General features: G+C 31.7%; 26 protein-coding genes. 12 read left to right on the plus strand and 14 right to left on the minus strand.

The window, feature by feature from the left end; all coding sequences use genetic code 11:
• Positions 1-7: 7 nt before the first annotated feature.
• From CHRY9293_RS08620 to pdhA, 3 genes are all read right to left on the minus strand, one after another.
• Positions 8-676, minus strand: coding sequence for an ABC transporter ATP-binding protein (locus CHRY9293_RS08620; protein ID WP_122547076.1), 669 nt, complete (start codon positions 674-676; stop codon positions 8-10).
• Positions 677-805: 129 nt separating this feature from the next.
• A complete protein-coding gene (locus tag CHRY9293_RS08625) occupies positions 806-2,401 on the minus strand; it encodes a pyruvate dehydrogenase complex dihydrolipoamide acetyltransferase (RefSeq protein WP_162032622.1) in 1,596 nt (531 codons plus the stop codon).
• A gap of 98 nt (positions 2,402-2,499) precedes the next feature.
• Complete coding sequence (pdhA, locus tag CHRY9293_RS08630) at positions 2,500-3,501, minus strand: pyruvate dehydrogenase (acetyl-transferring) E1 component subunit alpha (protein WP_162032623.1); 1,002 nt, start codon at positions 3,499-3,501, stop codon at positions 2,500-2,502.
• Positions 3,502-4,021: 520 nt separating this feature from the next.
• Between pdhA and CHRY9293_RS18700 the strand changes: the two genes are divergently transcribed.
• The 3 genes from CHRY9293_RS18700 to CHRY9293_RS08645 are packed head-to-tail and all read left to right on the plus strand — an operon-like array spanning position 4,022 to position 6,510.
• Positions 4,022-4,231, plus strand: a complete 210-nt coding sequence (locus CHRY9293_RS18700) for a phosphatase PAP2 family protein (protein WP_228455498.1) — start codon at positions 4,022-4,024, stop codon at positions 4,229-4,231.
• Between the two features lie 9 nt (positions 4,232-4,240).
• Positions 4,241-4,705: a BlaI/MecI/CopY family transcriptional regulator gene (locus CHRY9293_RS08640; protein ID WP_162032625.1), complete on the plus strand. Its 465-nt coding sequence runs from the start codon at positions 4,241-4,243 to the stop codon at positions 4,703-4,705.
• 23 nt (positions 4,706-4,728) lie between these two features.
• Positions 4,729-6,510 carry a DUF4153 domain-containing protein gene (locus CHRY9293_RS08645; protein ID WP_162032626.1) on the plus strand — a complete coding sequence of 594 codons (1,782 nt, stop codon included), beginning with the start codon at positions 4,729-4,731 and terminating at the stop codon, positions 6,508-6,510.
• Positions 6,511-6,538: 28 nt separating this feature from the next.
• On the opposite strand, the gene CHRY9293_RS08650 is transcribed toward CHRY9293_RS08645, so the two are convergent.
• A complete protein-coding gene (locus CHRY9293_RS08650) occupies positions 6,539-6,901 on the minus strand; it encodes an RNA recognition motif domain-containing protein (protein WP_122547070.1) in 363 nt (120 codons plus the stop codon).
• A gap of 539 nt (positions 6,902-7,440) precedes the next feature.
• Here CHRY9293_RS08650 and CHRY9293_RS08655 point away from each other — a divergent pair.
• The 7 genes from CHRY9293_RS08655 to CHRY9293_RS08685 all read left to right on the plus strand — a co-directional run bounded on the left by CHRY9293_RS08655 (position 7,441) and on the right by CHRY9293_RS08685 (position 15,934).
• Positions 7,441-7,836 carry an acyl-CoA thioesterase gene (locus CHRY9293_RS08655; RefSeq protein WP_122547069.1) on the plus strand — a complete coding sequence of 132 codons (396 nt, stop codon included), beginning with the start codon at positions 7,441-7,443 and terminating at the stop codon, positions 7,834-7,836.
• Positions 7,833-8,396, plus strand: coding sequence for a helix-turn-helix domain-containing protein (locus CHRY9293_RS08660; protein ID WP_162032627.1), 564 nt, complete (start codon positions 7,833-7,835; stop codon positions 8,394-8,396). Before CHRY9293_RS08655 ends, CHRY9293_RS08660 begins: the two co-directional genes overlap by 4 nt.
• Positions 8,397-8,528: 132 nt before the next feature.
• Positions 8,529-11,354 (plus strand): heavy metal translocating P-type ATPase, encoded by a 2,826-nt coding sequence (locus tag CHRY9293_RS08665; RefSeq protein ID WP_162032628.1) that lies wholly within the window; start codon positions 8,529-8,531, stop codon positions 11,352-11,354.
• Between the two features lie 266 nt (positions 11,355-11,620).
• Positions 11,621-12,487 (plus strand): polysaccharide deacetylase family protein, encoded by an 867-nt coding sequence (locus tag CHRY9293_RS08670; RefSeq protein WP_162032629.1) that lies wholly within the window; start codon positions 11,621-11,623, stop codon positions 12,485-12,487.
• A 119-nt stretch (positions 12,488-12,606) separates the two neighbouring features.
• Positions 12,607-13,266, plus strand: coding sequence for a YggS family pyridoxal phosphate-dependent enzyme (locus CHRY9293_RS08675; RefSeq protein ID WP_162032630.1), 660 nt, complete (start codon positions 12,607-12,609; stop codon positions 13,264-13,266).
• Between the two features lie 56 nt (positions 13,267-13,322).
• Entirely contained in the window at positions 13,323-14,507 is a 1,185-nt protein-coding gene (locus CHRY9293_RS08680; protein ID WP_122547064.1) for a sigma-54-dependent transcriptional regulator, read from the plus strand.
• Between the two features lie 65 nt (positions 14,508-14,572).
• Positions 14,573-15,934, plus strand: a complete 1,362-nt coding sequence (locus CHRY9293_RS08685; RefSeq protein WP_162032631.1) for an MATE family efflux transporter — start codon at positions 14,573-14,575, stop codon at positions 15,932-15,934.
• Positions 15,935-15,998: 64 nt separating this feature from the next.
• Here CHRY9293_RS08685 and CHRY9293_RS08690 read toward each other — a convergent pair whose 3' ends face one another.
• The 4 genes from CHRY9293_RS08690 to CHRY9293_RS08705 all read right to left on the minus strand — a co-directional run bounded on the left by CHRY9293_RS08690 (position 15,999) and on the right by CHRY9293_RS08705 (position 19,127).
• Positions 15,999-16,502 carry a GNAT family N-acetyltransferase gene (locus tag CHRY9293_RS08690; RefSeq protein WP_185153205.1) on the minus strand — a complete coding sequence of 168 codons (504 nt, stop codon included), beginning with the start codon at positions 16,500-16,502 and terminating at the stop codon, positions 15,999-16,001.
• A 185-nt stretch (positions 16,503-16,687) separates the two neighbouring features.
• On the minus strand, positions 16,688-17,116 hold the full coding sequence (locus CHRY9293_RS08695; protein ID WP_122547062.1) for a DoxX family protein: 429 nt from the start codon (positions 17,114-17,116) through the stop codon (positions 16,688-16,690).
• A gap of 66 nt (positions 17,117-17,182) precedes the next feature.
• Positions 17,183-18,058 (minus strand): GTPase Era, encoded by an 876-nt coding sequence (gene era / locus CHRY9293_RS08700; RefSeq protein ID WP_122547061.1) that lies wholly within the window; start codon positions 18,056-18,058, stop codon positions 17,183-17,185.
• Between the two features lie 106 nt (positions 18,059-18,164).
• On the minus strand, positions 18,165-19,127 hold the full coding sequence (locus tag CHRY9293_RS08705) for a carbohydrate kinase family protein (RefSeq protein WP_228455499.1): 963 nt from the start codon (positions 19,125-19,127) through the stop codon (positions 18,165-18,167).
• A gap of 143 nt (positions 19,128-19,270) precedes the next feature.
• Between CHRY9293_RS08705 and CHRY9293_RS08710 the strand changes: the two genes are divergently transcribed.
• Together CHRY9293_RS08710 and CHRY9293_RS08715 are read left to right on the plus strand one after the other, a co-directional pair.
• On the plus strand, positions 19,271-19,834 hold the full coding sequence (locus CHRY9293_RS08710) for a Crp/Fnr family transcriptional regulator (RefSeq protein ID WP_162032633.1): 564 nt from the start codon (positions 19,271-19,273) through the stop codon (positions 19,832-19,834).
• 65 nt (positions 19,835-19,899) lie between these two features.
• A complete protein-coding gene (locus tag CHRY9293_RS08715) occupies positions 19,900-20,229 on the plus strand; it encodes a DMT family transporter (RefSeq protein ID WP_162032634.1) in 330 nt (109 codons plus the stop codon).
• Positions 20,230-20,305: 76 nt separating this feature from the next.
• Here CHRY9293_RS08715 and CHRY9293_RS08720 read toward each other — a convergent pair whose 3' ends face one another.
• The 6 genes from CHRY9293_RS08720 to CHRY9293_RS08745 all read right to left on the minus strand — a co-directional run bounded on the left by CHRY9293_RS08720 (position 20,306) and on the right by CHRY9293_RS08745 (position 26,533).
• Entirely contained in the window at positions 20,306-21,073 is a 768-nt protein-coding gene (locus tag CHRY9293_RS08720; RefSeq protein WP_122547057.1) for a class I SAM-dependent methyltransferase, read from the minus strand.
• The gene (gene map, locus CHRY9293_RS08725) at positions 21,073-21,882 is read right to left on the minus strand and encodes a type I methionyl aminopeptidase (RefSeq protein WP_122547056.1); all 810 of its coding nucleotides are present in this window, start codon (positions 21,880-21,882) and stop codon (positions 21,073-21,075) included. The genes CHRY9293_RS08720 and map overlap by 1 nt, the downstream gene beginning before the upstream one ends.
• Before the next feature lie 84 nt (positions 21,883-21,966).
• The gene (locus CHRY9293_RS08730) at positions 21,967-22,398 is read right to left on the minus strand and encodes a BT0820 family HAD-type phosphatase (RefSeq protein ID WP_122547055.1); all 432 of its coding nucleotides are present in this window, start codon (positions 22,396-22,398) and stop codon (positions 21,967-21,969) included.
• A 92-nt stretch (positions 22,399-22,490) separates the two neighbouring features.
• Positions 22,491-23,468, minus strand: a complete 978-nt coding sequence (locus CHRY9293_RS08735; RefSeq protein ID WP_122547054.1) for an acyl-ACP desaturase — start codon at positions 23,466-23,468, stop codon at positions 22,491-22,493.
• Between the two features lie 152 nt (positions 23,469-23,620).
• On the minus strand, positions 23,621-25,162 hold the full coding sequence (gene gpmI, locus CHRY9293_RS08740; RefSeq protein ID WP_162032635.1) for a 2,3-bisphosphoglycerate-independent phosphoglycerate mutase: 1,542 nt from the start codon (positions 25,160-25,162) through the stop codon (positions 23,621-23,623).
• A 129-nt stretch (positions 25,163-25,291) separates the two neighbouring features.
• A complete protein-coding gene (locus CHRY9293_RS08745; RefSeq protein ID WP_162032636.1) occupies positions 25,292-26,533 on the minus strand; it encodes a DUF2268 domain-containing putative Zn-dependent protease in 1,242 nt (413 codons plus the stop codon).
• Between the last annotated feature and the right edge of the window lie 58 nt (positions 26,534-26,591).

Consider the following 26,591-nt stretch of genomic DNA (forward strand, 5'->3'; position numbering starts at 1 on the left):
TTATTACTTATTCTATGATCATTCCGTCTTTCATAACTAATTTCCTGTCTGTAACATCTGCCAAATTAGGATTATGTGTTACAATTACAAATGTCTGATTGTATTTATCTCTTAAATCAAAAAATAATTGATGAAGGTCATCTGCATTTTTTGAATCTAAATTTCCTGTAGGTTCATCTGCAAAAATAATTTTAGGAGAATTTATAAGAGCTCTAGCAACCGCTACTCTTTGTGCCTCTCCTCCTGAAAGTTGATTAGGTTTATGGTGTCCTCTTTGTTCTATATTTAAGTCCTCAAATAAGGCATACGCTTTTTCTATTGCTTCTTTTTCATTGGTCCCTGCAATTTTTGTAGGAAGTAACACGTTTTCCAATGCCGTAAATTCTGGAAGTAATTGGTGAAACTGAAATACAAAACCAATATTTTGATTTCTAAATTTAGAAAGTTGCTTATCATTCATATTAATGAAGGATTCCCCTGCAATAGATATTTCAGTATCGTATTTACTAGAATTCGTAGGTACATCAAGCGTTCCTAAAATTTGCAAAAGCGTAGACTTTCCTGCTCCGGATTCTCCCACAATTGAAACCACCTCTCCTGTTTTGATATGGATATCAACCCCTTTTAACACTTCTAAATTTCCATACGATTTATGGATATTTCTTGCTTTAATCATATTTCAAAAATAGTAATTTGATTTTAAAATTCAAGTAAGAATAGTAAGGATAATTTTTATAAATCTACAATTTGTTTAAATAAAAAACCTCTCAAATTGAGAGGTTTTAATATTTTAAAGACTAGAATATTACAATAACAAAGTTAAAGGGTTTTCTAGATACATTTTTAATGTTTGTAAGAATTGAGCACCCGTAGCACCATCTACTACTCTATGATCACATGCCAATGAAAGTTTCATAATATTCCCCACAACAATTTGTCCTTCTTTTACAATTGGCTTCTCAATAATGGCGCCTACTGAAAGAATGGCAGAATTGGGTTGGTTAATGATACTGGTAAAGGTTTCGATTCCGAACATACCTAAATTTGAAATAGAGAATGTAGAACCTTCCATTTCATTTGCTTTCAGACCTTTATTCTTTGCTCTCGAAGCCATATCTTTTACGACAACTGAAATTTGAGTATAGTTCATTTGATCTGTATTCTTAAGTACAGGAACTACCAATCCATCAGGAATTGCTACCGCTACCCCTACATTAATATTTCCTCTATGAATAATTTTATCACCTGCCCAACTTGAATTCACTTGAGGATGTTTTCTTAAAGCAATTGCGGTTGCCTTAATAATCATATCATTGAAAGAAATTTTTGTATCTGGTAAAGAATTGATTTCCTTTCTAGCCTCGATGGCTTTGTCCATGTTAATCTCCACCATTAGGTAATAATGAGGTGCAGAAAATTTACTCTCGGAAAGACGTTTTGCAATCACGTTTCTTACCTGTGAGTTTTGAGTTTCCGTATCCTCTCCTTGAACAAAACTTGGCGCTACCGGAGCAGCTTGACTTGCAGAAGACGCCACTGAAGATGGTTGATAATTTTCAATATCTTTCTTCACGATTCTTCCATTTTCTCCGGAACCTTTAACACTGTTGATGTTAACACCCTTATCTTGAGCCATTTTCTTTGCTAGAGGTGATATAGCAACTCTATCAGAAGAAGAATTCGAAGTAGATATTGATTTTTCTTCAATTTTCTTTTCTACTTTTTGTTCAGTGGTTTTTTCAGAAGATGGGACAGCTTGTTTTTTAGAACCAATATTAGATACATCAGTTCCTGCAGGCCCAATAATCGCCAAAACAGAATCCACAGGAGAAGCTCCTCCTTCTTCAACACCTTGCTTTAATAAAACCCCATCAAATTCAGATTCAAAGTCCTGAACTGCTTTATCTGTTTCAATCTCCGCAAGAAGATCACCTTCTTTTACTGTATCTCCTACATTCTTATGCCACTTTGCTACTTTACCTTCTGTCATTGTATCAGAAAGTCGAGGCATTGTAATAATTTCTACTCCTTTTGGAATATCTGCTGACACTTGTTCAACAGGAGTTGCGTTATTTTCTGTTTTAGATTCTTCTTCAGATTTCTTTTCTTCAGAACTTGGTGATGCAGAAGTATTTCCCTCTGTCAATCCTGAAATATCTTCTCCTTCATTTCCGATAATCGCTAACACAGAATCTACAGCAGCTGCATTACCTTCTTCTACACCAATGTATAAAAGAGTACCCTCTATTTCAGACTCAAAATCTTGAACAGCCTTATCGGTTTCAATTTCAGCTAAAATATCACCTTCCTTTACTTTATCTCCTACTTTTTTATGCCATTTTGCCACCTTTCCTTCCGTCATCGTATCGGAAAGTCGGGGCATTGTAATTACTTCTGCCATAATTTTATTTGGTTAATTCGTTAATGTGATGATGTAATGATAAGAACAGTGACATATAAATTATCACATTAACATATCATCGTATCAGCAAATTATTTTTAGTTTTCTAATTTATCTATGAACGGATAATCTTCTTGAGCATATACATACTCATAGATTTTTTCAGCATCAGGATATGGAGAATTTTCCATAAACTCTATACACTCATCTACAAAATCTCTTGATTTATTATCCATAGCCTCCAGCTCTTGTTCAGTGGCCCAATTATTTGATAAAATTCTATGTTTTATCAATTCTATAGGATCATCATTTTTATGAATAGCTACTTCTTCTTTAGATCTATAAGGTTCAGCATCAGACATTGAATGTCCTCTATAACGATATGTTCTTGCTTCAATAAAAGTAGGACCGTCGCCTCTTCGTGCTCTTTCAATAGCTTCATAAGCTACTTCAGCCACTTTTTCAGGATCCATTGCATCTACGGCAAGACAAGGCATTTCATATCCAAGTCCTAGTTTATAGATATCTTCATGGTTGGCTGTTCTCTTTACAGAAGTTCCCATGGCATATTGGTTATTTTCCACTACAAATACTACCGGTAGCTTCCAATTCATCGCCATATTAAATGTTTCATGTAATGATCCTTGTCTAGCTGCACCATCTCCAAAAAAGCAAATATTTACTGCTTTTCTGTCAAAATATTGATCTGCAAATGCTATCCCGGCTCCTAAAGGAATCTGTCCTCCAACAATTCCGTGACCACCATAAAAACGATGCTCTTTACTAAAAATGTGCATAGATCCACCCATACCACCTGATGTCCCTGTAGCTTTACCGCAAAGTTCAGCCATGATTCTTTTTGGATCTACTCCCATTGCCATTGGATGGATATGACATCTATAAGCAGTAATCATACTATCTTTAGTTAAATCCATTGCATGAGTAAAACCGGCAGGTATAGCTTCCTGACCATTATACAAATGTAAAAAACCTCTGATTTTTTGTTTTAGATAAAGAGAACGGCACTTGTCTTCAAACCTTCTCCACATTGTCATATCTTCATACCATTTAAGGTATACCTCTTTAGAAAATTCTTTCATGTGTTAGCCTTTGCTTGTTTATGATGAAAATAGTTCAGCAAAATTATGAAAAAAACTTTGTTTTTATTGCATATCTCTCAATTGTTTTTTTAGTTATAATATTATATTTACATTCTTAAACTTGAATATGGAAGGAAAACAATATTTATTTGTGCATACAATTTCAAAAATCATATCAGATTTTTTTAATCCGCTAGTTTCGTTATTTATATTTTTCTTATATATGAGTGTTCAGAAATATTCTTTTAAAGATTCACTTATATATTTTTCACCTATCCTACTGATCATCATACTTCCCGTAATTATTTGGTTAGTTTGGAACGTAAAAACAGGAAGATATACTAATATGGATGTTTCCAATCGCAATCAAAGAAAAACATTATATATATTCATTGGAATCTGTGTTATTACTTATCTCATTTTTCACTACATACAAAATAGACATCTAGATTTTGTTATGTTGTTTATATTAATTTTGTTAATTACTTTACAAATTAGCAATTTTTATATTAAAAGTTCAATGCATACCGCATTTAATATATTTGTTGCGGCGTTATTTTTCTCATTAAATCCTCAAGCAGGACTGATTTGGTTGGGAATTGCAGTACTCGTTGGAATTACGAGAATCATATTAAAAAGACATACTGTAAAAGAAGTATTTATGGGTGCCGGAATCGCATTTGTGATATCTTTTATTTATCTTTATTGCAATATACAATTTCAATATTAATTATACTATATGAAAATAAACCACCTCACATCAGCAGAAGAAAACTTAATGATGTTATTTTGGAAATTGGATTCTTTTTATTTAAAAGATATTATGGAAAAACATCCTGAGCCTAAACCTCACCAAAATACAGTTTCCACTTATTTAAAAATATTAGTTGAAAAAGGATTTCTATCAACTGAAAAAGAAGGCAGAATTTTCAAATATACCACACTGATTCCTCAAGAAGATTATAAAGAATTTTTATTAAAAGAACTTTCCCATAAATTTTTCAATAATTCTGGAAAAGAAATCTTGGACTTTTTACTCAATATAAAAATGATTTCACAAGATGATTTGAAAGAGTATTTCAAGCTTAAATGGGAACTAAGACCCCTCAAAATAAAAGAACCTACTTTGGAATATGCAGAGGCTATTTTAAATCCTAAAAAGAAGAAAAAAAATAAAGAGAAAAAGAAGAAGAAAAAAAGTTAAATCAATATAACACCTTTACAAATATGAAAAAAAAGATCCAGGAAACCCTAAGTAGAACCACTGAGGTTGTTTCCATCTATCCTATGGTTCTATTAATGGCATTATTAGCTTCAATTGGAACCATTTTTATGTTTGAAAACAACCACGATCGTGAACAATTTTTCCCCTATTCAAAGTTTACTATTTGTTGTTGTTTAGGAATTTCCCTTATGTTTGCGCTAAAAATGCTTTCTCAAAGAATCGGGAAAAGTATACTATTGCAAGTAGTGGGAATTATTTTCTTAATCGGATTTTATTTTATTTTCCCAAAAAAAGAAAAAGATTTTACAGAGATTTATGGATACATTATCGCCGTTACGATTCTCTTGGCACATTTATCAGTCTCTTTTTTTCCATTTCTTGATAAAAATAAAGAGCTCAGCTTTTGGCAGTATAATAAAAATCTATTTGTCAATATTTTTCTCACCGCTATTTTTACCGGAGTCCTTACCATCGGTGTTGAGCTAGCCATCCTAGCAATTGATAAGCTTTTTGATTTTAAATTTCATGATAACCTTTATACCAATACCTTTTACATTCTTTCCATTTTTGGAAGTTGCTTTATATTTCTACTATTTGATGAGAAAGGATTAAGTACCCTTGAAAAAGAAGGGAATTATCCAAATATCTTAAAGTTTTTCACTCAATTTATTCTTATTCCGTTGCTTCTCATATATGTCGTGATTCTCTATTTTTATTCGATTAAAATAGTAATCAATTGGGAGTTACCACGAGGTTGGGTTTCTTACTTAGTATTAGCTTATAGTATAATAGGGATTTTAGCATTACTTCTGGTCCATCCGCTAAAAGAAGAAAATGCAAAATCTTGGGTTAAAATATTTTCAAAAGCTTTCTACTATACTATTATCCCCTTAATCGTTTTACTTTTTGTTGCTATTTTTACGAGAATTTTAGAATATGGCTATACTGAACCTAGATATTTTATATTAATTCTTGCAATATGGCTTCTAAGCATTCTTTCATATTTTATTCTAAATAAAAAATCCAATATTAAATTTATTCCTATTAGTTTATTTGTTTTCGGAATATTTTCTTTAGTTTTTCCTTATTTAAATGCTTTTAGTGTAACAAAAAGAAGTCAAAAATCCGAACTTCAAAAGATTTTAAATGAAAATAAACTGGTAAAGGAGGGCAAAATTAATTTTCAAAAGAACATTACAGATGCGGTTGCGAATGAAATTGCCAATAAATTTGAATTTTTAGCCCAAAGAAAACAGCAAGATTTTTTATCAAACTTATTAGAAAAAGAAGACCAAAATAGTTTGGCTAAAAATATAGCTTCAGGGAATTTTTGGAATATACAATATGATATTCAGAATAAATTTATCCACAAAAGTGACACTCAAAAAGCATCTCAATATGAAAGATTGATTATCAATTCTGAAAAGCAAGCCCTAGAAATTGAAACCTATCGATACTTTATCGAGTTTCCACGGTATGACTTGGAAGCCAAAAGTATTAATACAAATGATCAATTTAAAATTATAGATGACTTAAGTGGACACTTATCTTTAAAGGTAATTCTCAATTCTACAAAAGAAGTAGACTTAGGTCCTAGGATAGAGCAGCTATTAAAGAAATATGAAGGTAAAACAGGAACTATTACTGTCCCGGAAATATCTATGGAATCAGATTTAGGTAATTATCATATTAAGCTTATTTTCAAGAATATTATAAAGGAAAAAAATCCTTATGATAAAAATGCCAATATTTACTATGACAATGTTTATTTATTGATAAAATAAAAAAAGCGGCTCTACAGCCGCTTATATTTTACCAACGTTTTCCTCCGCCGTTGCCTCCACCACGGTTATTTCCGTAGCTTCCGCCACCTCCTCTGTTGTTTCCATAACTACCACCACCGCGGTTGTTATCAAAACTTCTTCTAGGTTTTTCTTCTCTTGGTTTAGCCTCAGAAACGTTAAGTTCTTTTCCGTTAAATTCTCTTCCGTTTAAAGCTTCTATAGCTTGTTGGCCTTCATCGTCATTCATTTCGATGAAACCAAAACCTCTGGAACGGCCAGTTTCTTTGTCTGTAATGATTTTAGCAGACGAAACTTCTCCAAATTCTGAAAATAGATCTTGCAACTCATACTCTTTGGTTGCATAATTGATGTTAGAAACAAAAATGTTCATTTTAAAAAAAATTAAAAAATTAATTAATGATTTGGTTTATAAAAGAAAAACAACATAATGAATGAACAAATATTGATTCCAAATATAGACTAGCGCAAGATACAATTAATAATTTTAAATCAAAACTTTTTAATAAAGTATTTTTTTCACCAACTATTGAATTTTAAATTCATGTATTAAAAAAAATAATAAGTTTTGTAAAATAACATCAGCTTTGCATATATTCAACATAATACTATGTAAAAATTTAGTAACAAAATTACATATGATGAAAAAGAAAACTATAAAAAAAATTTAAATAATTAATTTTTTAAAAAAAGCACTCCTCATTCTTTATCTAAGGGTTTGAATTTTAAAATATTACCTCTAAACACAAAAAAACATTCAAAACATTTAATATAACATTCAAGTCTTTAAAAGAAAGACAATCGTAAAAATAATAATTAAAAGTATCAATAATTAGTTTTGAATAATAAAGTCAAATTAATTCAAAGAAAAAGACTTTTAAGAATTAAATTTGTAATGAAAAATAATCGAAAATGAACTATCACACAAGAAAATGGGTAAAACCTGAAGATTTAAATCCTAATCATTCTCTTTTTGGAGGAAGATTACTTCAATGGATTGATGAAGAAGCGGCTTTATATGCTATTATTCAACTTGAAAATACCAAAGTGGTCACAAAATTTATCTCCGAAATTAATTTCGTGAGCTCCGCAAAACAGGGAGATATTGTAGAAATTGGTATTGAAGTAATGAAATTTGGTGCTACATCTCTCACTTTAGCTTGTGAAGTAAGGAATAAAATGACCCATCAAACTATTATTACTGTTGATAAAATTGTAATGGTTAATCTTGATGAAGAAGGAAACCCTGCTCCACACGGAAAAACAAAAGTTGAGTTCGTAAAAGATAGATTAAATAACAAACCATGAAAATTTTCATCAAAAATATGGTTTGTAATAGATGCATTACTGCTGTTTCAACTATTTTTAGAGAGGAAAATATTGCCATTAAATCGATACATCTAGGAGAAGTAGAAACAGAATTTGCCGTTTCTGAAAAACATATACAAAGAATAGAAAACCATCTTTTGGAAATAGGCTTTGAAAGAATAAAAGATTCAGCAATTCAACTTATTGAGAAAATCAAAAAAACAATTATCGTTAAAGTCAGCGAACTGGATATTTCAGAAGATTTTCTTTTATCCGAATTTCTAAGCATACAACTTCACAAAGATTATAGTTCATTATCCAAATTATTTTCTCAAAAGGAAGGCATTACGCTGGAGCAGTTTTTTATTCTTCAAAAAATTGAAAAAACCAAAGAACTTCTTTTGTATAATGAATATAATGTAACAGAAATTGCTGGTAAATTAGGGTATAAAAGCGTTCAATATTTATCTTCACAATTCCGAAATATTACAGGCTTCTCTCCCACCGAATTCAAAAAACAAAAAGTCTATCATAGAAAACCATTAGATTCTTTATTGTAAAATTGTATTTTAATGAATTTACAATAAAGAAATTTTGCATTCTTCTTTTCTCAATTTTATAACCATTTTCCTTAAATTTATAACTTTCCTACCCATACATTTTGGAACTTTGTATTATAAATTAAAAGGACCATGGAGCAAAAGTATATTATACAAGGAATGAGCTGTTCGGGATGTCAGAAAAAGATTTCCGAAAAACTAAATAGTCTCAAAAACATACAAGCCAGTGTTGATTTAGAAAATAATATCGCAACCCTTATTTCAGATAAAAAAATTGAATTAGAGAGTATAAATAATTCTTTACAAGAAATAGGAAACTATAGGCTTGAAGACCTCAATCATATTGAAAAAGAATTCATAAAACCCCAAGATAGGATTTCTCCTTCTTCTGTATATTATTGCCCTATGGAATGTGAGGGTGATAAAGTCTATTTTCAACAAGGAAAAAGATGTACAGTTTGTAATATGTACTTAGTTCCTATTGAAGAAAAACAAGCCAAAAACCCTAATCATAAACCTTCTTATTCGTTAACAAACTTACCTGAAAGCTTTCATAAAAACATGGGTCACTATTTTTGTCCTATGTTTTGCGAAGGAGAAAAAATCTATGATAAAAAAGGCGATTGTCCCGTTTGCCATATGCATTTGGAAGAGATTTCAGAAAGTCTTTTTCAAAACATACCATTCCATTCCCCTAACCATCATCATGAACTTCCTAAAGTTACCGATGAAATGGCCGGTAAATATTATTGTCCAATGTATTGTGAAGGAGATAAAGTGTATGATAGCAATATCGGATGTCCGGTTTGTGGGATGGATTTAGTGAAGTATCCCGAAAAAAAGATCGTAAAATATACTTGTCCGATGCACTCTGAAATTATTCAGGAAGAACCCGGAAATTGTCCTATTTGTGGAATGGATTTGATAAAAATAGAGGATACAAATACTGATGATGATGAAACGTATCATATTTTAAAGAGAAAATTCATTATTTCTTTACTCTTTACGATCCCTGTATTTCTTCTTTCAATGGGAGGAATGTTTTATAGTTTCCCGATTTCTCAATCTACACAAGGAATCATTGAATTAGTTTTATCAATTCCTGTTTTATTTTACTCAGGTTGGTTCCTAATGAAAAGAGGCTGGATATCGTTTAAAACATGGAATTTAAATATGTTTAGCTTAATTACATTAGGATCTGCAGCTGCATTTATATTTAGTGCCATAGCTCTATTTTTCCCTGCGATAATTCCTCATGAAATCCGCGACCATAATCATACTATTCCTTTATATTTTGAAGCGGTATGTGTGATTGTAACACTTGTTATTTTAGGTCAGTTAATGGAAGCCGCTGCTCATAAAAAAACAGGAAATGCTATAAGAGAATTAATGAATTTATCTCCGGACGAGGCTAATCTGATTGTAAATGGAGAAGAAAAAAGAGTTTCTCTTTCTCAAGTTAAAATAGGAGATTTACTAAAAGTAAAACCGGGTGACAAAATTCCTGTTGATGGAAAAGTCATAGAAGGTCATTCTTTTATTGATGAGAGCATGATTACCGGTGAACCTATTCCTGTTGAAAAAAATCAGTATAATCAAGTATCTTCCGGAACCATTAACGGAAATAATATATTTATTATGAAAGCAGAAAAAATTGGTGACGATACCTTGCTTTCTCAAATTATTAAAATGGTTAACGAAGCTAGCAGAAGTAAAGCTCCCATTCAAAAACTAACGGATAAAGTATCTAAAATATTTGTTCCTACTGTTATTCTTATTTCTGTTCTTACATTTATTGCATGGCAATTTTTCGGTCCGGAAGGCAAAAAGAGCATATTTGCCTTTGTAAATGCTGTTGCTGTTTTAATTGTCGCTTGTCCCTGTGCATTAGGCTTAGCTACTCCCATGTCTCTTATGGTAGGAATTGGCAAGGGTGCTCACCATGGAATTCTAATAAAAAATGCAGAAGCTCTAGAGCAAATGAATCGAATAAATGTTTTACTAACAGATAAAACAGGAACATTGACAGAAGGGAAACCCTCTATAGAGTACATTGAAGGAATGGGTCAGGAAAATGCAGATCAAATTTTAAGTCTTGCTTATTCATTAAGTCAAAATTCTGAGCACCCCTTATCCAGCGCCATAATAAAGGAGGCTAAAAACCGGCGTTTTCCTTATGAAAAAGTAGAAAATTTTGAAAATATATCTGGGAAAGGGGTTAAAGGAAAAGTTAATGATAAAATAATATTGTTAGGAAACGAAAATTTATTGAATATCCATCAAATTTCTGTTCCAGAATCCATGAAGCAGAAAGCTATGAAAATCCAATCAAAAGCGCATACTATTTCTTATATTGCCCAAAATAATGAAGTATTAGGATTTATTAGTTTTACTGATAAAATTAAAAAAAGTTCAAAAGCAGCTATTGAATTTTTAATACAAGAAGGTATCGATATTATCATGCTAACTGGGGATAATGAAAACACGGCAAAAGCTGTTGCTAATGAACTTGGTATTCGCCATTTTAAAGCCAACTGCCTTCCGAAAGATAAATTAAATAAGGTAAAAGAACTTCAACAAGAGGGTAAAATCGTAGCTGTAGCTGGTGACGGAATTAATGATTCTCCTGCTTTAGCTCAAGCCAATGTCGGTATCGCAATGGGAACGGGAACAGATGTAGCCATAGAAAGTTCCGAAATAACTTTATTAAGAGGAGATATATTAGGGATTGCCCAAGCCAAAAGATTAAGTAGAAAACTCATAAAGAATATCCAAGAAAATCTTTTTTTTGCATTTATTTATAACATATTAGGAATTCCTATTGCTGCAGGATTATTATATCCTTTTTTCGGAATATTATTATCTCCTATGATTGCTGCTGCTGCGATGAGTTTTAGTTCATTATCTGTTATACTCAATTCATTACGTTTAAATTCTATAGAACTAAATCTAAAATAAATGCGATATAAAGTGAAAGCCACAAAAATATTTTTATAAAAATAAAATATCATAACTAAAGGATATTTATCATTCTCAATATTTCAAAAAAAAACCTTTCCCAAAAAAATTATCAAACTAAAACAATATTTCAATTAAAATACACTGAAAATAAAATACTTAAAATAATCTTAAAATAAAATACTTCCAACAATATGGTATATGTTTTGTACATCTCCTTATGTGAAAATTAACTTTTTTTAACAATTTAACTCTTATTTTATTATATGAGATATATTTTTGCAGAAAAGTCAAAAAATAGGACTTTTCTTGGGATTTTTACCATATTGTGTGCCGCTTCAACTCTACTTAATGGTTGTGATCAGAAATCAGAATGGAAAGCATCCGAACAGATCATTACACAAAAAGACCCCATCGTAGAAATACCTCAGGAGCCAGAGGAGGAAGAATTACCTTCCGACAAAAGAGTTATATATCTTACTTTTGATGATGGTCCTAACCAAGGAACGGAAAATCTCATTAAGATTTTAAATAAGAGAAAAGTTTGTGCAACTGCTTTTATTGTGGGAAGACATCGATATGGAAGCTTACAACAAAAAGATGATTTTGAAAAACTAAAAAAAGATACTCTTATTGAGTTGGCTAATCACAGTTTTAGTCATGCTCATGGTAAGTATGTTAATTTTTACAGTAATTCTATTAACGTTATTCATGATTTTGACAGAGCAAGTGATAGTTTAAAACTATATAACAAAATTGCACGAACACCCGGAAGAAATATATGGAGATTAAATAATATCAATTTTACAGATATAAAAAAATCCACTAAAGCAGCTGATGATCTAAGAAAAGCAGGTTATAAATTAGTGGGTTGGGATTTGGAATGGAGACCTACTAGTAGAATGACTTTGAAAGGAAACCACCAGATCATGCTAAAAAAAGTTGACAGTATTTTCTTTAATGATCTAGAAAAAACATCAAAACATCTTGTATTACTTACTCATGATCAATATTTAACAGATCCTAATTCTCTTAATGAATTAGAAATGTTTATTGAAGAATTACAGAAAAGCAATCGATTTATTTTCAAAAAAATTTCGGCATATCCTAGAATTAATGAGGTTTTAAATTAATTGGATTAAAAGAGATAGGACTGTCTAAAAATATAAATTCTATAGATAGGCCATACCTTTAATTCGGAAATTTTATTAATTCATTAATTTATTGCTTTAAAATTCGGAAATTTGCAGGTATGAGTATTCAAGAAAACTATCATAACATAAAAAAACAACTTCCTGCCCATGTTCAATTGGTAGCAGTATCCAAAACACATCCTATTCCTGCGATTCAAGAGGTATATAATCTGGGACAGAAAGTATTCGGCGAGAATAAAGTCCAAGAACTGATGGAAAAGCAACCATACCTCCCTCAAGATATTCAATGGCATTTAATTGGACACTTACAAACCAATAAAGTAAAATATATTGCTGGGTTTATTGATACTATTCAAAGTGTTGATTCTGCAAAATTACTTTCTGAAATTAATAAAGAAGCACTTAAACATAATCGTACGATCAATGTTTTGCTTCAGGTAAAAATTGCAGAAGAAGATAGTAAATTTGGACTTAGTATTCAAGAGGCTAAAGACATTTTCGATCTGTATATCAATGGGATATATCCTAATGTTGTCATAAAAGGTCTTATGGGAATGGCTACATTCACAACCTATGAAAATCAGATTAAAAAGGAATTTTTGATACTAAAAAACACTTTTAACGAATTAAATACATTAAAAAAACTAGAAACCTTATCAATGGGTATGAGTGATGATTTTCCCATTGCCATCGAATGCGGAGCAAATTCCATAAGAGTCGGATCTGCAATTTTTGGAAGAAGAGACTATTCAAAATAGAATAATTAGGTACGATTTTTGTTAATTATTCAATCAAAAACTCTAAATTTGCAACTATGCAAAAAATCCTTATTGTAGAAGACGAAAAAGCGATCTCAGGAGTACTTCATAGCATTCTTTCCGATGAATTATCAAATTATGAATTTATTATTGCTGAAGATGGTCTTGAAGGTTACAAACAAATCGAAAAAGAAGATTTCGCATTAGTGATTTCTGATATTAAGATGCCTAAGCTTTCCGGTACGGAACTTTTAAAACAAAGTTTAGTCTTGAAACCTGAAACCACTTTCATCATGATATCAGGGCATGCTGATATTGATTCGGCAGTTTCCTGTTTAAAAGATGGTGCTTATGATTTCATTTCTAAGCCTATAGATATCAATAGACTGATAACGAGTGTTAAAAATGCATTAGCTAAAGAAACATTAAAGAAGGAAAATAAAAACCTTCAAAATGAGAATAAAACACTCAAGAAGAAAGTAAACAAAAAGTATCAGATGATCGGTGAATCTCCTGCCTTAAAGAAGATTCAGGATATGATTGATAAAGTAGCGGCTTCTGATGCAAGGGTTCTTATTACTGGACCTAATGGTGCCGGGAAAGAACTTGTTGCCCATGCCATCCACAATCAAAGTGATCGTGCAAAAGGTCCAATGATTGAGGTAAACTGTGCTGCTATCCCATCTGAATTAATTGAGTCTGAATTATTTGGACATGTTAAAGGGTCTTTTACAGGTGCCATAAAAGATAAACAAGGAAAGTTTGAACAAGCATCTGATGGTACTATCTTTCTTGATGAGATTGGAGATATGAGCTTAATTGCTCAAGCAAAGGTTTTGAGAGCATTACAAGAAAGTAAAGTTTCACCTGTAGGAAGCGATAAGGAAATAAAAGTAGATGTAAGAGTTCTTGCTGCTACCAATAAAAATATGCAGAAAGAAATAGAAGCAGGTAGATTCCGAGAAGACCTTTATCATAGACTTTCTGTAATAGAAATATATGTTCCTCCTTTGGATGAAAGAAAAGAAGATATACAATTATTAGTCGAGCATTTTTCAGGAATGATAGCAGATGAACATGGTACTGCTATGAAAAAGTTTGATGAAGATGCGATAGAAGCGCTTAAGGTGCTTTCTTGGACTGGAAATATAAGAGAGCTGAGAAATGTCGTAGAACGATTGATCATTTTAGGTGGAAATTCTGTATCTAAGGAAGACGTTGCAAATTTTGTTAGAAAATAACTTATAAAATATAAATATTTATAAAATTTGCAGTAATCATACTGCAAATTTTTTTTGAAATTACTATGAACTTTTTACATAAAAAATACACAAGTGAATGTCTAAAATTGGCTTTTCCTGTTATGTTAACACAGGTGGGACAAGTTTCAGTGAATCTATTCGACAATATTATCGTGGGAAAACTTTTAGGTGCTGAAGCATTAGCTTCGGTATCTTTAGGAAATGCGGTATTTTTCTCCATGTTTGTACTGGCATTGGGGTTTTCCTTTGCCATTCCTCCATTGGTTTCGGAGGCTCAGTCTCAAAATGATCATAAAGTAATCAATTCGGTTTTCAGCCACGGATTTATTATCAATATTTCTGTAGGTGCAATTCTTATGGGGATTTTATTTTTAGGAATGCCTTTGCTTCATCATTCGGGGCAGCCTACCAAAATTCTTCCTAATACGATAGACTTTCTAAGTATTATGGCGATAAGTATGATTCCGTTTATGGCCTTTCAAACACTCCGAGAAGTTTCAGAAGGATTATCCTATACCATTGGAGTTACAAAAGCAACCATAATCGCTAATGTCATCAATATAATCCTTAATTATGTCTTCATTAAAGGCCTCTTCGGAATTCCACCTATGGGAGTAAAAGGATCTGCATTAGCAACCTTAATCTCCAGGATATTTATGGTGGTTTTTCTTTATTTTGTTCTTTTAAAAGAAGAGAAAACCCGAAGATATATCAAAGACTTTTCTTTAAAAATACATGTCTTTTCAAAGAAAATGTTTAATAAAATGATAAGATTAGGCTTACCTACTGCTTTACAAATGTTTTTTGAAGTAACTGCTTTTGCGGGTGCAGCATTTATATGTGGACTCATTTCTGCCCATGATATAGCCTCTCATCAGATCGCACTAAGTATGGCTTCATTTACTTTTAATTTATGTGTAGGCTTTAGTGTTGCCTCTACTGTAATGATTGGAAGGAAGCTGGGAGAGCAAAATTATGTTGAATTAAGAGAAGTAGGAATCAATAACCTTAAAATAACTTTTATTTTCATGTGTATTTGTGGAACTATATTTATTTTAGGTAAAAATATTTTCCCTACATTTTTCACGAAAAAAGAAGAGCTAGAGGTGATTGCGCTAGCTTCAAAATTAATGATTATAGGAGCTTTATTTCAACTTTCTGATGGAATCCAAGTGACAGCCTTAGGAATGCTAAGAGGTTTACAAGATGTGAAAATCCCTTCCATTTATACTTTTATAGCCTATTGGGTTATTACAATACCTTTAGGATATATACTTTGTGTGTCTTTGGAAATGGGAGCTTTTGGAATGTGGATTGCCTTAGGATTGGGATTAACAGTTTCCGCTGTTTTTCTAGTAAAAAGGTTTCTGAACATGTCCTTAAAGAAAATTAAACAAAATATATAAATGGTAAGAACAGTCTTTTTTAAGACTGTTTTTTTATTCTATTAAAGAATCAGAACCATTCATATTAATTGATTTTTTTTCCTACAATTTTAAGAGTTCTCTCTACTCCGTCCAGAATAGCTACATCAGGTAATGTTCCCCAATCTTCAAATCCGAAATGTCTAAATAAATGTAAACTAGGTTCATTATGTGAAAAGATAAAGCCTAATAAAGTTTTAATGCCATACTTTCCCGCATTATCAATACAATATTGAAGAGCCTTTTTACCAATTCCTTGCCCTCTTGAACGTGGATCAAGATAGATACTTACTTCTACCGTTGTGTGATATGCTGGCCTTCCATAAAATGAAGAAAAGCTTACCCATCCCAAGATAGTATGCTTACTATCTTCAATCATCCAAAGTGGTCTTGTTTCCAAATTATGCTCATTAAACCATTCTTTCCGACTTTCTACGGATATATTTTGCGTATCTGCTGTTACCATTCTTGAAGGGATCGTTGAATTATAGATTTCTACTATTTTTTCTAAATCTTCAAGAATAGCATCTCTGAAAATAATTTCTCTCATTATTCAAAAATTCAATGCCATTCGTGACTAAAATATTTTATTAAATAAAAAAACCATCACAAGGACAGTTTTAAAGTTATTTTTTAATTATTTATTTCAGAATTAAGTGGTTTCCATAGAAATTAAAAATATAATCATAAAGTTTATGGTTGCCTACTATAAAAATAAGTATTTCTGTGATCTTATTACCATCCTGACGTTGCCTTTCTTTTTTCTATCATATGATCTACGGAAGCTCTTCCTGCTCCAAATGCAATAATGAGTAAATATACTGATAGGTAAAGTAAACTCATCTCTCTTTTATCAAAAGGATCTACCTCATGAACTACAAAAGCCGCAATTGACATCGTAAAAATGAGAAATAGTAAGGATATCCTTGTAAAAAGGCCTAAAATAAGAAGTATAGAACATACAAACTCTGCAAATACTGTAAGACCTAGAGATATTTGAGGACCCAATCCAAGAAAGTCAAAAAACTCTACTTTTCCGCCTTGTAAAAGCATCTCAAGCTTTGGATAGCCATGTGAGAGCATAGCAAAACCGATAAAGACTCTTACGACAAACAAAATGATATCCCTTAATATTATACTAGAATTTTTACTCGAATAGTTCATTTTAATGAAAGTTTACATAAAAATAATAAAAAACTTTAATACAAACGTATGTTCATCGATTTTGTTTTACCTATATCCAAAATTTTTAAGATCTCTGTCGTTTTTCCTCCAATCTTTCTTCACTTTTACAAACAAATTCAAGTGTATTTTTTTACTGAAAAACTTTTCAAGATCCAACCTCGCTTCTGTTCCTACTTTTTTAATTGCCTCTCCTTTATGACCAATAACAATTCCCTTTTGAGTATCTCTTTCAACATAAATAATAGAATCAATAAAAATAATTCCTTCCTTTTCTTTAAACTGCTCAGTAACGACTTCTACGGAATAAGGAATTTCTTTTTCGTAATTCAATAAAATTTTCTCTCGAATAGCCTCATTTACAAAAAATCGCTCTGGTTTATCTGTAAATTGATCTTTATCATAATAAGCCGGACTTTCAGGGAGTAAAGATTTTATTTTAGGTAAAATAATTTCAGTATTAAAAGCATTTAAGGCTGATATAGGAAGAATTTCTGCTTTAGGAATCCTATTATGCCAGTCTTCTACAAGTTTTTCAAGACCTTCTTGATTCGTTTGGTCTACTTTATTTAATAAAAGTAAAACAGGAACAGGAATTTTATTTAATTTTTCAATCAAAAAAGAAGAAGGCTCCTCTTTATCGGTTACATCCACTATAAATAAAAAAACATCTGCATCTTGTAAAGAATCTTTCACAAAATCCATCATCTTTTCCTGTAATCCGTATTTAGGATCTAAAACGCCAGGAGTATCTGAAAATACAATTTGTAAGTCATCCTCATTATAAATTCCAAAAATTCTATGGCGTGTTGTTTGCGCCTTTTGTGTTACAATGGCTAACTTCTCTCCCATCAACTGATTAAGTAGAGTAGATTTTCCGGCATTGGGTTTCCCAACTATATTTACAAATCCTGCTTTATGCATAAAAACTATTTTACAGCTGCAAAGTTAGTAAAACAAAATCGCTATAACGAATCTCCTCCTCTTTTTAATTCAGTATAGGGATGAAAACAGATAAAATCACTCACTCTTAGATTTCCTTCTTTTCATAATTACTGTTGCGGAAATCTTCAAATTCTTGATAATCATATTCGGGACACGCCCCTGACTTTGAAGTAATAAATGCTCCTAAAGCAATCGCTTCTTTCATTATTTCTTTCTGTGATTTTCCTTGAATTCTTTTTGAAATAAACCCTGAAAGAAAAGAATCTCCACTTCCTACAGTATCTGAAATAACAATAGGTAATGCCTCGAAATTATAATTTCTATTATTGATAAAATATCGAGCACCTTGACTTCCTTTTGTTAATACTATTTCTTTAATATTAAAATATTCCATTATAGCAAGAGCACAATTTTCTTCATCCGTATACTCTTTTTCTAAAAATTGTATTATTTGTTTCATTTCGGCCTTATTCATTTTAACAATATCAGCCTTATGTAAAAGAAACTTAATACATTCTACATCCATATAGGGAGGTCTGAAATTCACATCAAATATTTTAAGCTTTGCATGCTCTATAAGGCTAAAGAGGGTTTCCCTAGTTTTTTCATTTCTAGCTGAAAGGCTTCCAAAAATAAAAGCCTCTGCCTTAGAAACCAATTCTTCATGAATAGGTAAAATATTGATATAATCCCAGGCTACATGATTGACAATATCATAACTTGCTTCATTATCTTCATTAATTGTTGCAATAACAGTACTCGTAGGATGTTCATTATCTGTTTGAATATAATCTGTAGCTAGTCCCCAGTTTTTAATCTGATCTAATAATTTTTGCCCTAAATTATCATTTCCCACTCGACTTAGCATTTTAACATCAATTCCGGATTTATGAATATGATAAGCCGCATTGAACGGAGCTCCTCCCGCTCTTGAACCTTCCGGAAAAATATCCCATAAAATTTCACCAAAACACACTACATATGGATTATTAAAAATCATACTATTAAACGTTAAATTATTAGACTGTAAATATATTCTATATTGCACTTCTTGTAGCCTTTTTAATCGAGAATATTATATTTTTGCCAAATAACATGTAGTCTTAATCTCATAATCAAAGAGTTTTATTTTTCTAAATATCTTCTAATCTATATAATTATGATTAATTTTACTCTATCTTACCGATAATTATGGAAATAGATCAAGTCATCGATACGATATACAATATTCCCGAAGTTTCTAAAGTTAATCTGAAAAAATTCATAACTGAAGTTTCTTATACTAAAGGACATTTATTAATGGAGGCACATAAAGTGATTCCTCACATGTACTTTATAAAAAAAGGAATTGTTCGTGCCTACTCTTCGGGTATAAATAATGAAATCACATTTTGGTTTGGAAGTGAAGGTGAGCCCGTGGTTTCAATGAATAGCTATGTAAATAATCAACCTGGTTATGAAAATATTGAACTCTTAGAAGATTGCCAATTATATAAACTGGAAATGGAAAGGCTAAAAAAGCTTTTTAGTGAAGATATCCATATTGCTAACTGGGGCAGAAAATTTGCTGAGAAAGAGTTGATTAAAACAGAAGAACTCATTATATCCAGACAGTTCAAGCACTCATTAGAGCGTTATAAAGATTTAATTAAGGATAAACCTGATCTTTTGAAAAGAGTTCAACTTGGTCACATAGCCTCCTATTTAGGAATTACACAGGTAAGCTTAAGCAGAGTTCGTGCAGAAATAAAATAATCTATATTTTTTAACAATTGTAAAATTATATTTCCCTTAAAATTCAGAATTTTGCCTCTAAAAAAATGAATTGGATAATTTTAATTATTGCAGGCTTGTTTGAAGTGGCTTTTGCAGCTTGTTTGGGAAAGGTTAAAGAAACCTCCGGATCAGAAATGTATTGGTGGTTTACAGCATTCTTAGTTTCACTTTCTATAAGTATGTTATTACTTATTAAAGCTACACAAACACTTCCCATTGGAACGGCTTATGCGGTTTGGACAGGAATTGGGGCTGTCGGTACAGCTATAATGGGTATTTTCTTTTTCAAAGATCCTGTCAATTTTTGGAGAATATTTTTTATCATCACTTTAATTGGCTCTGTCGTAGGATTAAAGTTTGTTTCTCATTCATAAATAATATCATTTTCTCCTTCTCTATACAAGAGTGAAAAAAGAATATATAAAAAACGTTTCCTATTTTGGAAACGTTTTATTTTTTTGAAACTATAGGTAGGATTTCATTTTTATTTAATCCATATTTTTTCACTTCTTCATCCGTAAACTTTTGAGAATAAAAATTAGGATTTACTTCAAAACCTACTTTTTTCAACCGGTCGAAATAGTCCATACCATACCATCTGACATGATCATATTGTCCAAAATGTTTTTGACGTTCTTTAGGATCTTTAATAGAAAAATCTTCATATGTCACCTCTAAAGAATTTTTCATAGGAACTTGGAAGATTCCCCATCCTTTAGGCTTCATCACTCTATATAGCTCACTGATTGCTTTAGCATCATCCTCAATATGTTCTAAAACATGATTACAAAAAATGATATCAAAGCTTTCATCAGCAAAGGGGAGGTCTAAAATATCTGCTTTTACATCTACTATAGGCGAAAATAAGTCTGCTGAAATATAATTCAGATTTCTCATTCTTCTGAATCTTTTTAAAAATTCCTGCTCGGGTGCAATATGTAAAACTTTATAATTTTTACGAAAAAAATCAGTTTCATTTTGAAGATATAACCACATTTGACGATGCCTTTCTAAACTTAATGTACCTGGAGACAGCGCATTTTCTCTTTGCTTTCCATATCCATAAGGTAAAAACTTACGATATGACCTTCCATCTATAGGATCATAAAATTGATCTCCTTTAAAAAATTGATAAATAACAGGCCTAGCCCAAATACTCATTTTAATAAGCAGGGGCCTTGGAATCTTATTCAGTAAAAATTTAGTGATTTGCTTCATTAAAACTCCATTTGGAAAGGCTTTTCTTCATCATTTTCTATCCCCAATGCCTCATAAATATATTTAAAAGTAGACAGTAATACCGGTTTTCCATTCACTACGGCTACATCATGTTCAAAGTGTGCTGAAGGTTTGTTATCTAAAGTCGTCACTGTCCAGCCATCATTATGAAATTTCACTTTTTCAGTTCCTAAATTGATCATAGGTTCAATAGCAATTGCTAAACCATCTTTAATCACCTTACCACTTCCTTGTCTTCCATAATTCGGAACTTGTGGATCTTCATGCATCTTACGTCCTACCCCGTGACCAACCAACTCTTTTACAACACCATATCCTTCTTTTTCACAATGTGCCTGAATCGCATAAGAAATATCTCCTATCCTTTTCCCTCTAATACATTGTTCTATTCCTTTATAAAGAGACTCTTTGGTAACTTTTAATAATTTCTTTACTTCCGGTGCTACTTCTCCTATCTCAAAAGTATAGGCATGATCTCCAACAAAACCATTGAGAAAAACACCACAATCAATAGAAAGAATATCTCCTTCTTTTATTTCTTCTTTATTGGGAATTCCATGAACGACCTGATCATTTGGAGAAATACATAAAGAATTAGGAAAGCCTCCATATCCTAAAAATGCAGGTTCTGCACCATGATCTTTAATAAATTCATACGCCATTTTATCTAAGTGCAAAGTCGTGATTCCGGGTTTAATTTCTTTTGCTAATAACCCTAATGTTTTTGAAACCAACTGTGCACTTTGCTTCATTAAACGAAGCTCTTCTATCGTTTTTAACTGAATCATATTATATAATTTATCATCTAAATCATTAATTTTATATACTAAAGAAGTTAGTACATTTAATAAGGTTTAGATGCTAGATTATTCTTACCAGAATAATCCTCTTTTCTTTTCTTTTTTAAGTTTAGAGTAAGCCAACACTTCTTTGCCTTCTACTCGAAATTCTATTCTATCCTGAATGATATTATAGATTTCTCCCCAACCTGGAAATCCTCCTAAATTTCTATCATCAATAAACCAATCTGCATCCAATTTTCTCGATTGTGTTTCAGAGTCAAAAACTTCTCCTTCAAAGCTTGAATTCACTGCATAAAACTCAATACCGTTTTTTTTGCAGAATTCAACAGCTTCTTCTAAAGATCTTCCATGCCTGTATGTCCAAAGAATGAGTCTATATCCTTCACTTTGTAATCTTTTCAATGTTTCAAAAGCAAAAATCTTAGGCTTTCCTATTGCCGGATAAGCATCATCCACGATAGTCCCGTCAAAATCAACCGCAATTTTTTTACTATTTATCATATCGAATCCATTTTAGAATTGCAAAGATACAAATAAAAAGAGTGCCAAAATAATTAGCACTCTTACTTTTATAATTTTATGATAGCCCTTAATTAACTTTTAACCCAGTTGAATTGAAACTGTAGATCCGGAGTAGAAACTCTATCTGTAATCTTTTGTAATCTTCCCGGTAATTTCATCAAATATTCCTGAGCTTTTTCCGCTTTTTCTGTCAGTCCTTTAATATGTTCTATTTTCCAATCGTCTAATAAATCTTTCAGAATATTAATATAATCCTGCCCCGTATATACCATACATCTTTGAGCAGCATCCGAAAAATGTCCCCAAAGCTCTCCTGCTTTTTGGCCGGACTGTCTCATTAAATGAGCTGGCATCACAATTTTTTTACGCATCATATCCTCAAAAGCAAGAATCATTTCAGAAGGATCTATTTCAAGAATTTTTGTAACAAAATGTTTGTATGCTTTAGCATGTCTCGCTTCATCAGCAGCAATCACACCACACATTTTAGCAAGCTTTCCATTTCCGCATTGCTTGGCCAATGTTCCTACTCTTCTATGCGATATATTGGTTGCGGTTTCTTGGAAACTAGTATAAATAAAATTTCTGTAAGGATCCATACTGGTTCCTAAATCAAAACCATCGTTTATCAAATATTGGGTAGTAATTTCTACTTCCCTCATATTCACTCTACCACATAGATAAAGATATTTATTGAGGAGGTCTCCATGCCTATTTTCTTCTGCGGTCCAAGCTCTTACCCAGTTTGCCCAGCCTACTTTTTCTTCTTGATTGACTCCATCCACGCCCATAAGCCAGGATTCATACGACGGTAAGGCTTCTTCTGTAATACAATCTCCGATTAATGTTACAAATAAATCATAAGGCATCTCGCGGGCAAAGGTCTGAATTTCTTCTAAATCATATCTAAAACTTTCGTTTGAAGGATCTGGTAACATATCAGAAGGTTGCCAAATTTTTTCAATTGGTGTTAAAAACTTATCTAGAAAAGAACTTACTTCTTTTTCCAGAATTCCCATGACTTCTTTCCTAACGAGTTTTTGATACATTTTATATTTTTAAATTTTAATATTTAACAAATATATAACTAATTTATTATTTTAAACATAATATAGCCTTGTAATTTTTTTATGACAAGTGATTAAAAAATACCGTTACTAAGTATAATAACGGTATTTTTTTAACAATATTATGTATTTTTCTAACTCGTCAGTATATCCCCTGTCATGATCTCCGGAATCATAATTTCCATTACTTTCAAAATAGTAGGAGCCACATCTCCCAGCTTACCTGGAGTAAGATTCCAGGTATGTTCTTTATCCATCACAATAAATGGAACTAAATTGGTAGAGTGTTGAGTATTGGGAGTCCCATCAGGATTAATCATCACATCAGAATTTCCATGATCTGCTAAGATGAAAACGGCATACCCATAATCATAGGCAGTCATTGCCACTTTTTCTATACATTTATCAACTGTTTCTGCTGCTTTTACCGCTGCGCCAAAAACACCGGTATGCCCTACCATATCTGTATTGGCAAAATTTAGGCAAATAAAATCGGCTGTTTCATTTTCTAATTCGGGAACAATAGCATTCACTATATCATATGCTGACATTTCTGGTTTTAAATCGTAGGTAGGAACATCCTTCGGACTTGGGCATAACAACCTCTTTTCTCCTTTAAACTCTTCTTCCCTACCTCCTGAAAAGAAAAATGTAACATGAGGATATTTTTCTGTTTCGGCAATTCTTATCTGTGTTTTGCCATTCCTTTCCAATACTTCTCCCATTGTATTTTGAAGAACTTCTTCATCAAAAACTACATGTACCTTCTGAAATGTTTTATCATAATTTGTTAAAGTAACATAATAAAGATCTAATTTTCTCATGAAAAACTCCGGGAAATCTTGCTGAGAAAGAACTTCTGTAATTTCTCTTCCTCTATCTGTACGGAAGTTAAAGCAAATGACCACATCTTGATCTGTGATTTTTGCTACCGGGACTACATTTCCTGTTTCCGTGGTGTTAACCAAAACAATGGGCTTAATAAACTCATCTGTAACACTCTCATTATATGATGATTTAATAGCGGATAAAGAATCTGTGGTTTGAAGTCCTACTCCCTCTACTAAAGCATCATAAACCAGCTTTACACGTTCCCATCTTTTATCTCTATCCATCGCATAATATCTTCCTACAATCGTTGCCAATTTCCCTGTAGTTCTCAACATATGTTGCTGAAGATCTTCGATAAAATCAATTGCCGAATGTGGATCACAATCTCTACCATCTGTAAAAGCATGAACAAAAACATTTTCATGAAGTCCAAATTCACCGGCCGCAGTCAGTAATCCCTTTAAGTGATTAATATGTGAATGTACTCCCCCATTAGAAACCAACCCTATAAAATGTACTTTTTTGTTTTCTCTTTTAGCATATTCGAAGGCATCTTGAATCACTTTTTCTTGACCTAACGTACCATTTTCAACGGCCATATTCAGTTTCACAAGATTCTGATAAACGACTCTCCCTGCCCCTAAATTCATATGTCCCACTTCTGAGTTCCCCATTTGCCCGGCAGGAAGTCCAACCGCCAAACCACTTGCCTCAAGCGTTGTATGGGGAAATTTTTTATAACAACTATCTATAAATGGTGTATTGGCTTTATCAATTGCTGAAACGTCCGGATTCATACCCAATCCCCATCCATCAAGGATCGCCAATATTGCTTTTTTTGACATTTTGTAAAACTTTTGTATTACAAATTTATTTAATTTGAAATGAATTGAAGAATTTGAAAGAATTAAATTTCTCTTAAATTTCTTTGTAAAAATCAATTGAGTATACTCTTTAATAATTCAATAGGAGTACTAGTTTTTATACCAATCCTTAATTTCATAATAAAGCTTTTTTGATTTAATATTTTCGATTCTAATATTTTGTCCCTTTTCTCCATCTTTTATATCAGCTTCTTTATCCCAAGTCCCCTGCGTAAATTTCAGCTGAGCCGGGAGATGTATTTTTAATGTAATGCTTCTCTCTTTATTTCCTTTTCTATTCATCTTAATGGAAGACGGATTCCAATTGCCAAGTTCTGGTTGATTTCCTGTAATATAAACCTCATCATTTTTATCAGGCACACTCACGAGAAAAGTTACTTCATGCACCTCATCAGAATATTCCTTAAAAAAATCATCAAATTTTATATTCTTTCCATTCACATATTCCTGAATATAAGAATCAAGAAAACCACTTTCTTTTAAAAATAAAAATGGATTTTGAATATGAAGAATATGATCTATGGCTTGATGTTTATCTGATTGTTTATTAAAATAAGCTTCCACAATCTTATAGCCCATCCAATATCCTAGATCGTTGGGTCTATCATCTTTTTTACTGGTTCCATATAACCAATCTTGATAATCATTTCCTTTCAATTTAGTGATAAACTCTTTACAAAGTTGAGCAGAGTGAGTTTCGCCATACTGAAATGGTTTCGAATTGATCGTTTCTCCGGAAATAAATTCTCCTAAAAAATCAGCCCCTCCTTCTGTTAATGATTGCTTCAATAATGTATCATCACCTTGTATGCCTTGTTGGAAATGAATAAGTTCATGAGTGATAAGGCCTGTAATACCATTAAGATCTGTAAGCATTTCTGTTCCTATAATAATTCCATCTTTAGATACAGTCCCTCCTGAATTAAATCGTCCATATACAAAATATACAGGTGGAAATGTTGCTTTTGGATACCAATACTTTAATGCACTGTAAATCGCTTTGATTCTTTTTTCCTTTAACGAAACTTCCGATAATACATTCCTGCTTTTTATATAGTCTTCTTTTCTTCTTTTTACTGTTGTATATAAAGAATCAGCATTCATTATTCTAAAAGGCACAAAGCCTTGGACTCCCAGACTTCCATTTTTAATATACTCGTTAAAAGGGTTTTCTTTAGAGGTTTCTATCCTATCGAAAGCTCTCCAAAAACTTTCCGTATCTTTTGTTTCAAACACAGCATGTAAAGGATTATCAGAAAAGTTGGTTTGCCCACTCATTAGCCCACAAGCTAACATGGCTACAATCATGAAGTTATTAGTTTTTAGTTTCATATTTCAAATATATCACATCTTTCCTTGTAACGAATTAAAAGTATAAAATGTTGTTTAT

The organism is Chryseobacterium potabilaquae, from assembly GCF_902728265.1.
In the GTDB taxonomy this organism is placed as follows: domain Bacteria; phylum Bacteroidota; class Bacteroidia; order Flavobacteriales; family Weeksellaceae; genus Chryseobacterium; species Chryseobacterium potabilaquae.

Bases quoted from the DNA above. Each gene is read 5' to 3' on its own strand.
- CHRY9293_RS08620 (WP_122547076.1), bottom strand. From the start codon at position 676: ATGATTAAAGCAAGAAATATCCATAAATCGTATGGAAATTTAGAAGTG.
- CHRY9293_RS08625 (WP_162032622.1), bottom strand. From the start codon at position 2,401: ATGGCAGAAGTAATTACAATGCCCCGACTTTCCGATACGATGACGGAA.
- pdhA (WP_162032623.1), bottom strand. From the start codon at position 3,501: ATGAAAGAATTTTCTAAAGAGGTATACCTTAAATGGTATGAAGATATG.
- CHRY9293_RS18700 (WP_228455498.1), top strand. From the start codon at position 4,022: ATGCATACCGCATTTAATATATTTGTTGCGGCGTTATTTTTCTCATTA.
- CHRY9293_RS08640 (WP_162032625.1), top strand. From the start codon at position 4,241: ATGAAAATAAACCACCTCACATCAGCAGAAGAAAACTTAATGATGTTA.
- CHRY9293_RS08645 (WP_162032626.1), top strand. From the start codon at position 4,729: ATGAAAAAAAAGATCCAGGAAACCCTAAGTAGAACCACTGAGGTTGTT.
- CHRY9293_RS08650 (WP_122547070.1), bottom strand. From the start codon at position 6,901: ATGAACATTTTTGTTTCTAACATCAATTATGCAACCAAAGAGTATGAG.
- CHRY9293_RS08655 (WP_122547069.1), top strand. From the start codon at position 7,441: ATGAACTATCACACAAGAAAATGGGTAAAACCTGAAGATTTAAATCCT.
- CHRY9293_RS08660 (WP_162032627.1), top strand. From the start codon at position 7,833: ATGAAAATTTTCATCAAAAATATGGTTTGTAATAGATGCATTACTGCT.
- CHRY9293_RS08665 (WP_162032628.1), top strand. From the start codon at position 8,529: ATGGAGCAAAAGTATATTATACAAGGAATGAGCTGTTCGGGATGTCAG.
- CHRY9293_RS08670 (WP_162032629.1), top strand. From the start codon at position 11,621: ATGAGATATATTTTTGCAGAAAAGTCAAAAAATAGGACTTTTCTTGGG.
- CHRY9293_RS08675 (WP_162032630.1), top strand. From the start codon at position 12,607: ATGAGTATTCAAGAAAACTATCATAACATAAAAAAACAACTTCCTGCC.
- CHRY9293_RS08680 (WP_122547064.1), top strand. From the start codon at position 13,323: ATGCAAAAAATCCTTATTGTAGAAGACGAAAAAGCGATCTCAGGAGTA.
- CHRY9293_RS08685 (WP_162032631.1), top strand. From the start codon at position 14,573: ATGAACTTTTTACATAAAAAATACACAAGTGAATGTCTAAAATTGGCT.
- CHRY9293_RS08690 (WP_185153205.1), bottom strand. From the start codon at position 16,502: ATGAGAGAAATTATTTTCAGAGATGCTATTCTTGAAGATTTAGAAAAA.
- CHRY9293_RS08695 (WP_122547062.1), bottom strand. From the start codon at position 17,116: ATGAACTATTCGAGTAAAAATTCTAGTATAATATTAAGGGATATCATT.
- era (WP_122547061.1), bottom strand. From the start codon at position 18,058: ATGCATAAAGCAGGATTTGTAAATATAGTTGGGAAACCCAATGCCGGA.
- CHRY9293_RS08710 (WP_162032633.1), top strand. From the start codon at position 19,271: ATGGAAATAGATCAAGTCATCGATACGATATACAATATTCCCGAAGTT.
- CHRY9293_RS08715 (WP_162032634.1), top strand. From the start codon at position 19,900: ATGAATTGGATAATTTTAATTATTGCAGGCTTGTTTGAAGTGGCTTTT.
- CHRY9293_RS08720 (WP_122547057.1), bottom strand. From the start codon at position 21,073: ATGAAGCAAATCACTAAATTTTTACTGAATAAGATTCCAAGGCCCCTG.
- map (WP_122547056.1), bottom strand. From the start codon at position 21,882: ATGATTCAGTTAAAAACGATAGAAGAGCTTCGTTTAATGAAGCAAAGT.
- CHRY9293_RS08730 (WP_122547055.1), bottom strand. From the start codon at position 22,398: ATGATAAATAGTAAAAAAATTGCGGTTGATTTTGACGGGACTATCGTG.
- CHRY9293_RS08735 (WP_122547054.1), bottom strand. From the start codon at position 23,468: ATGTATCAAAAACTCGTTAGGAAAGAAGTCATGGGAATTCTGGAAAAA.
- gpmI (WP_162032635.1), bottom strand. From the start codon at position 25,162: ATGTCAAAAAAAGCAATATTGGCGATCCTTGATGGATGGGGATTGGGT.
- CHRY9293_RS08745 (WP_162032636.1), bottom strand. From the start codon at position 26,533: ATGAAACTAAAAACTAATAACTTCATGATTGTAGCCATGTTAGCTTGT.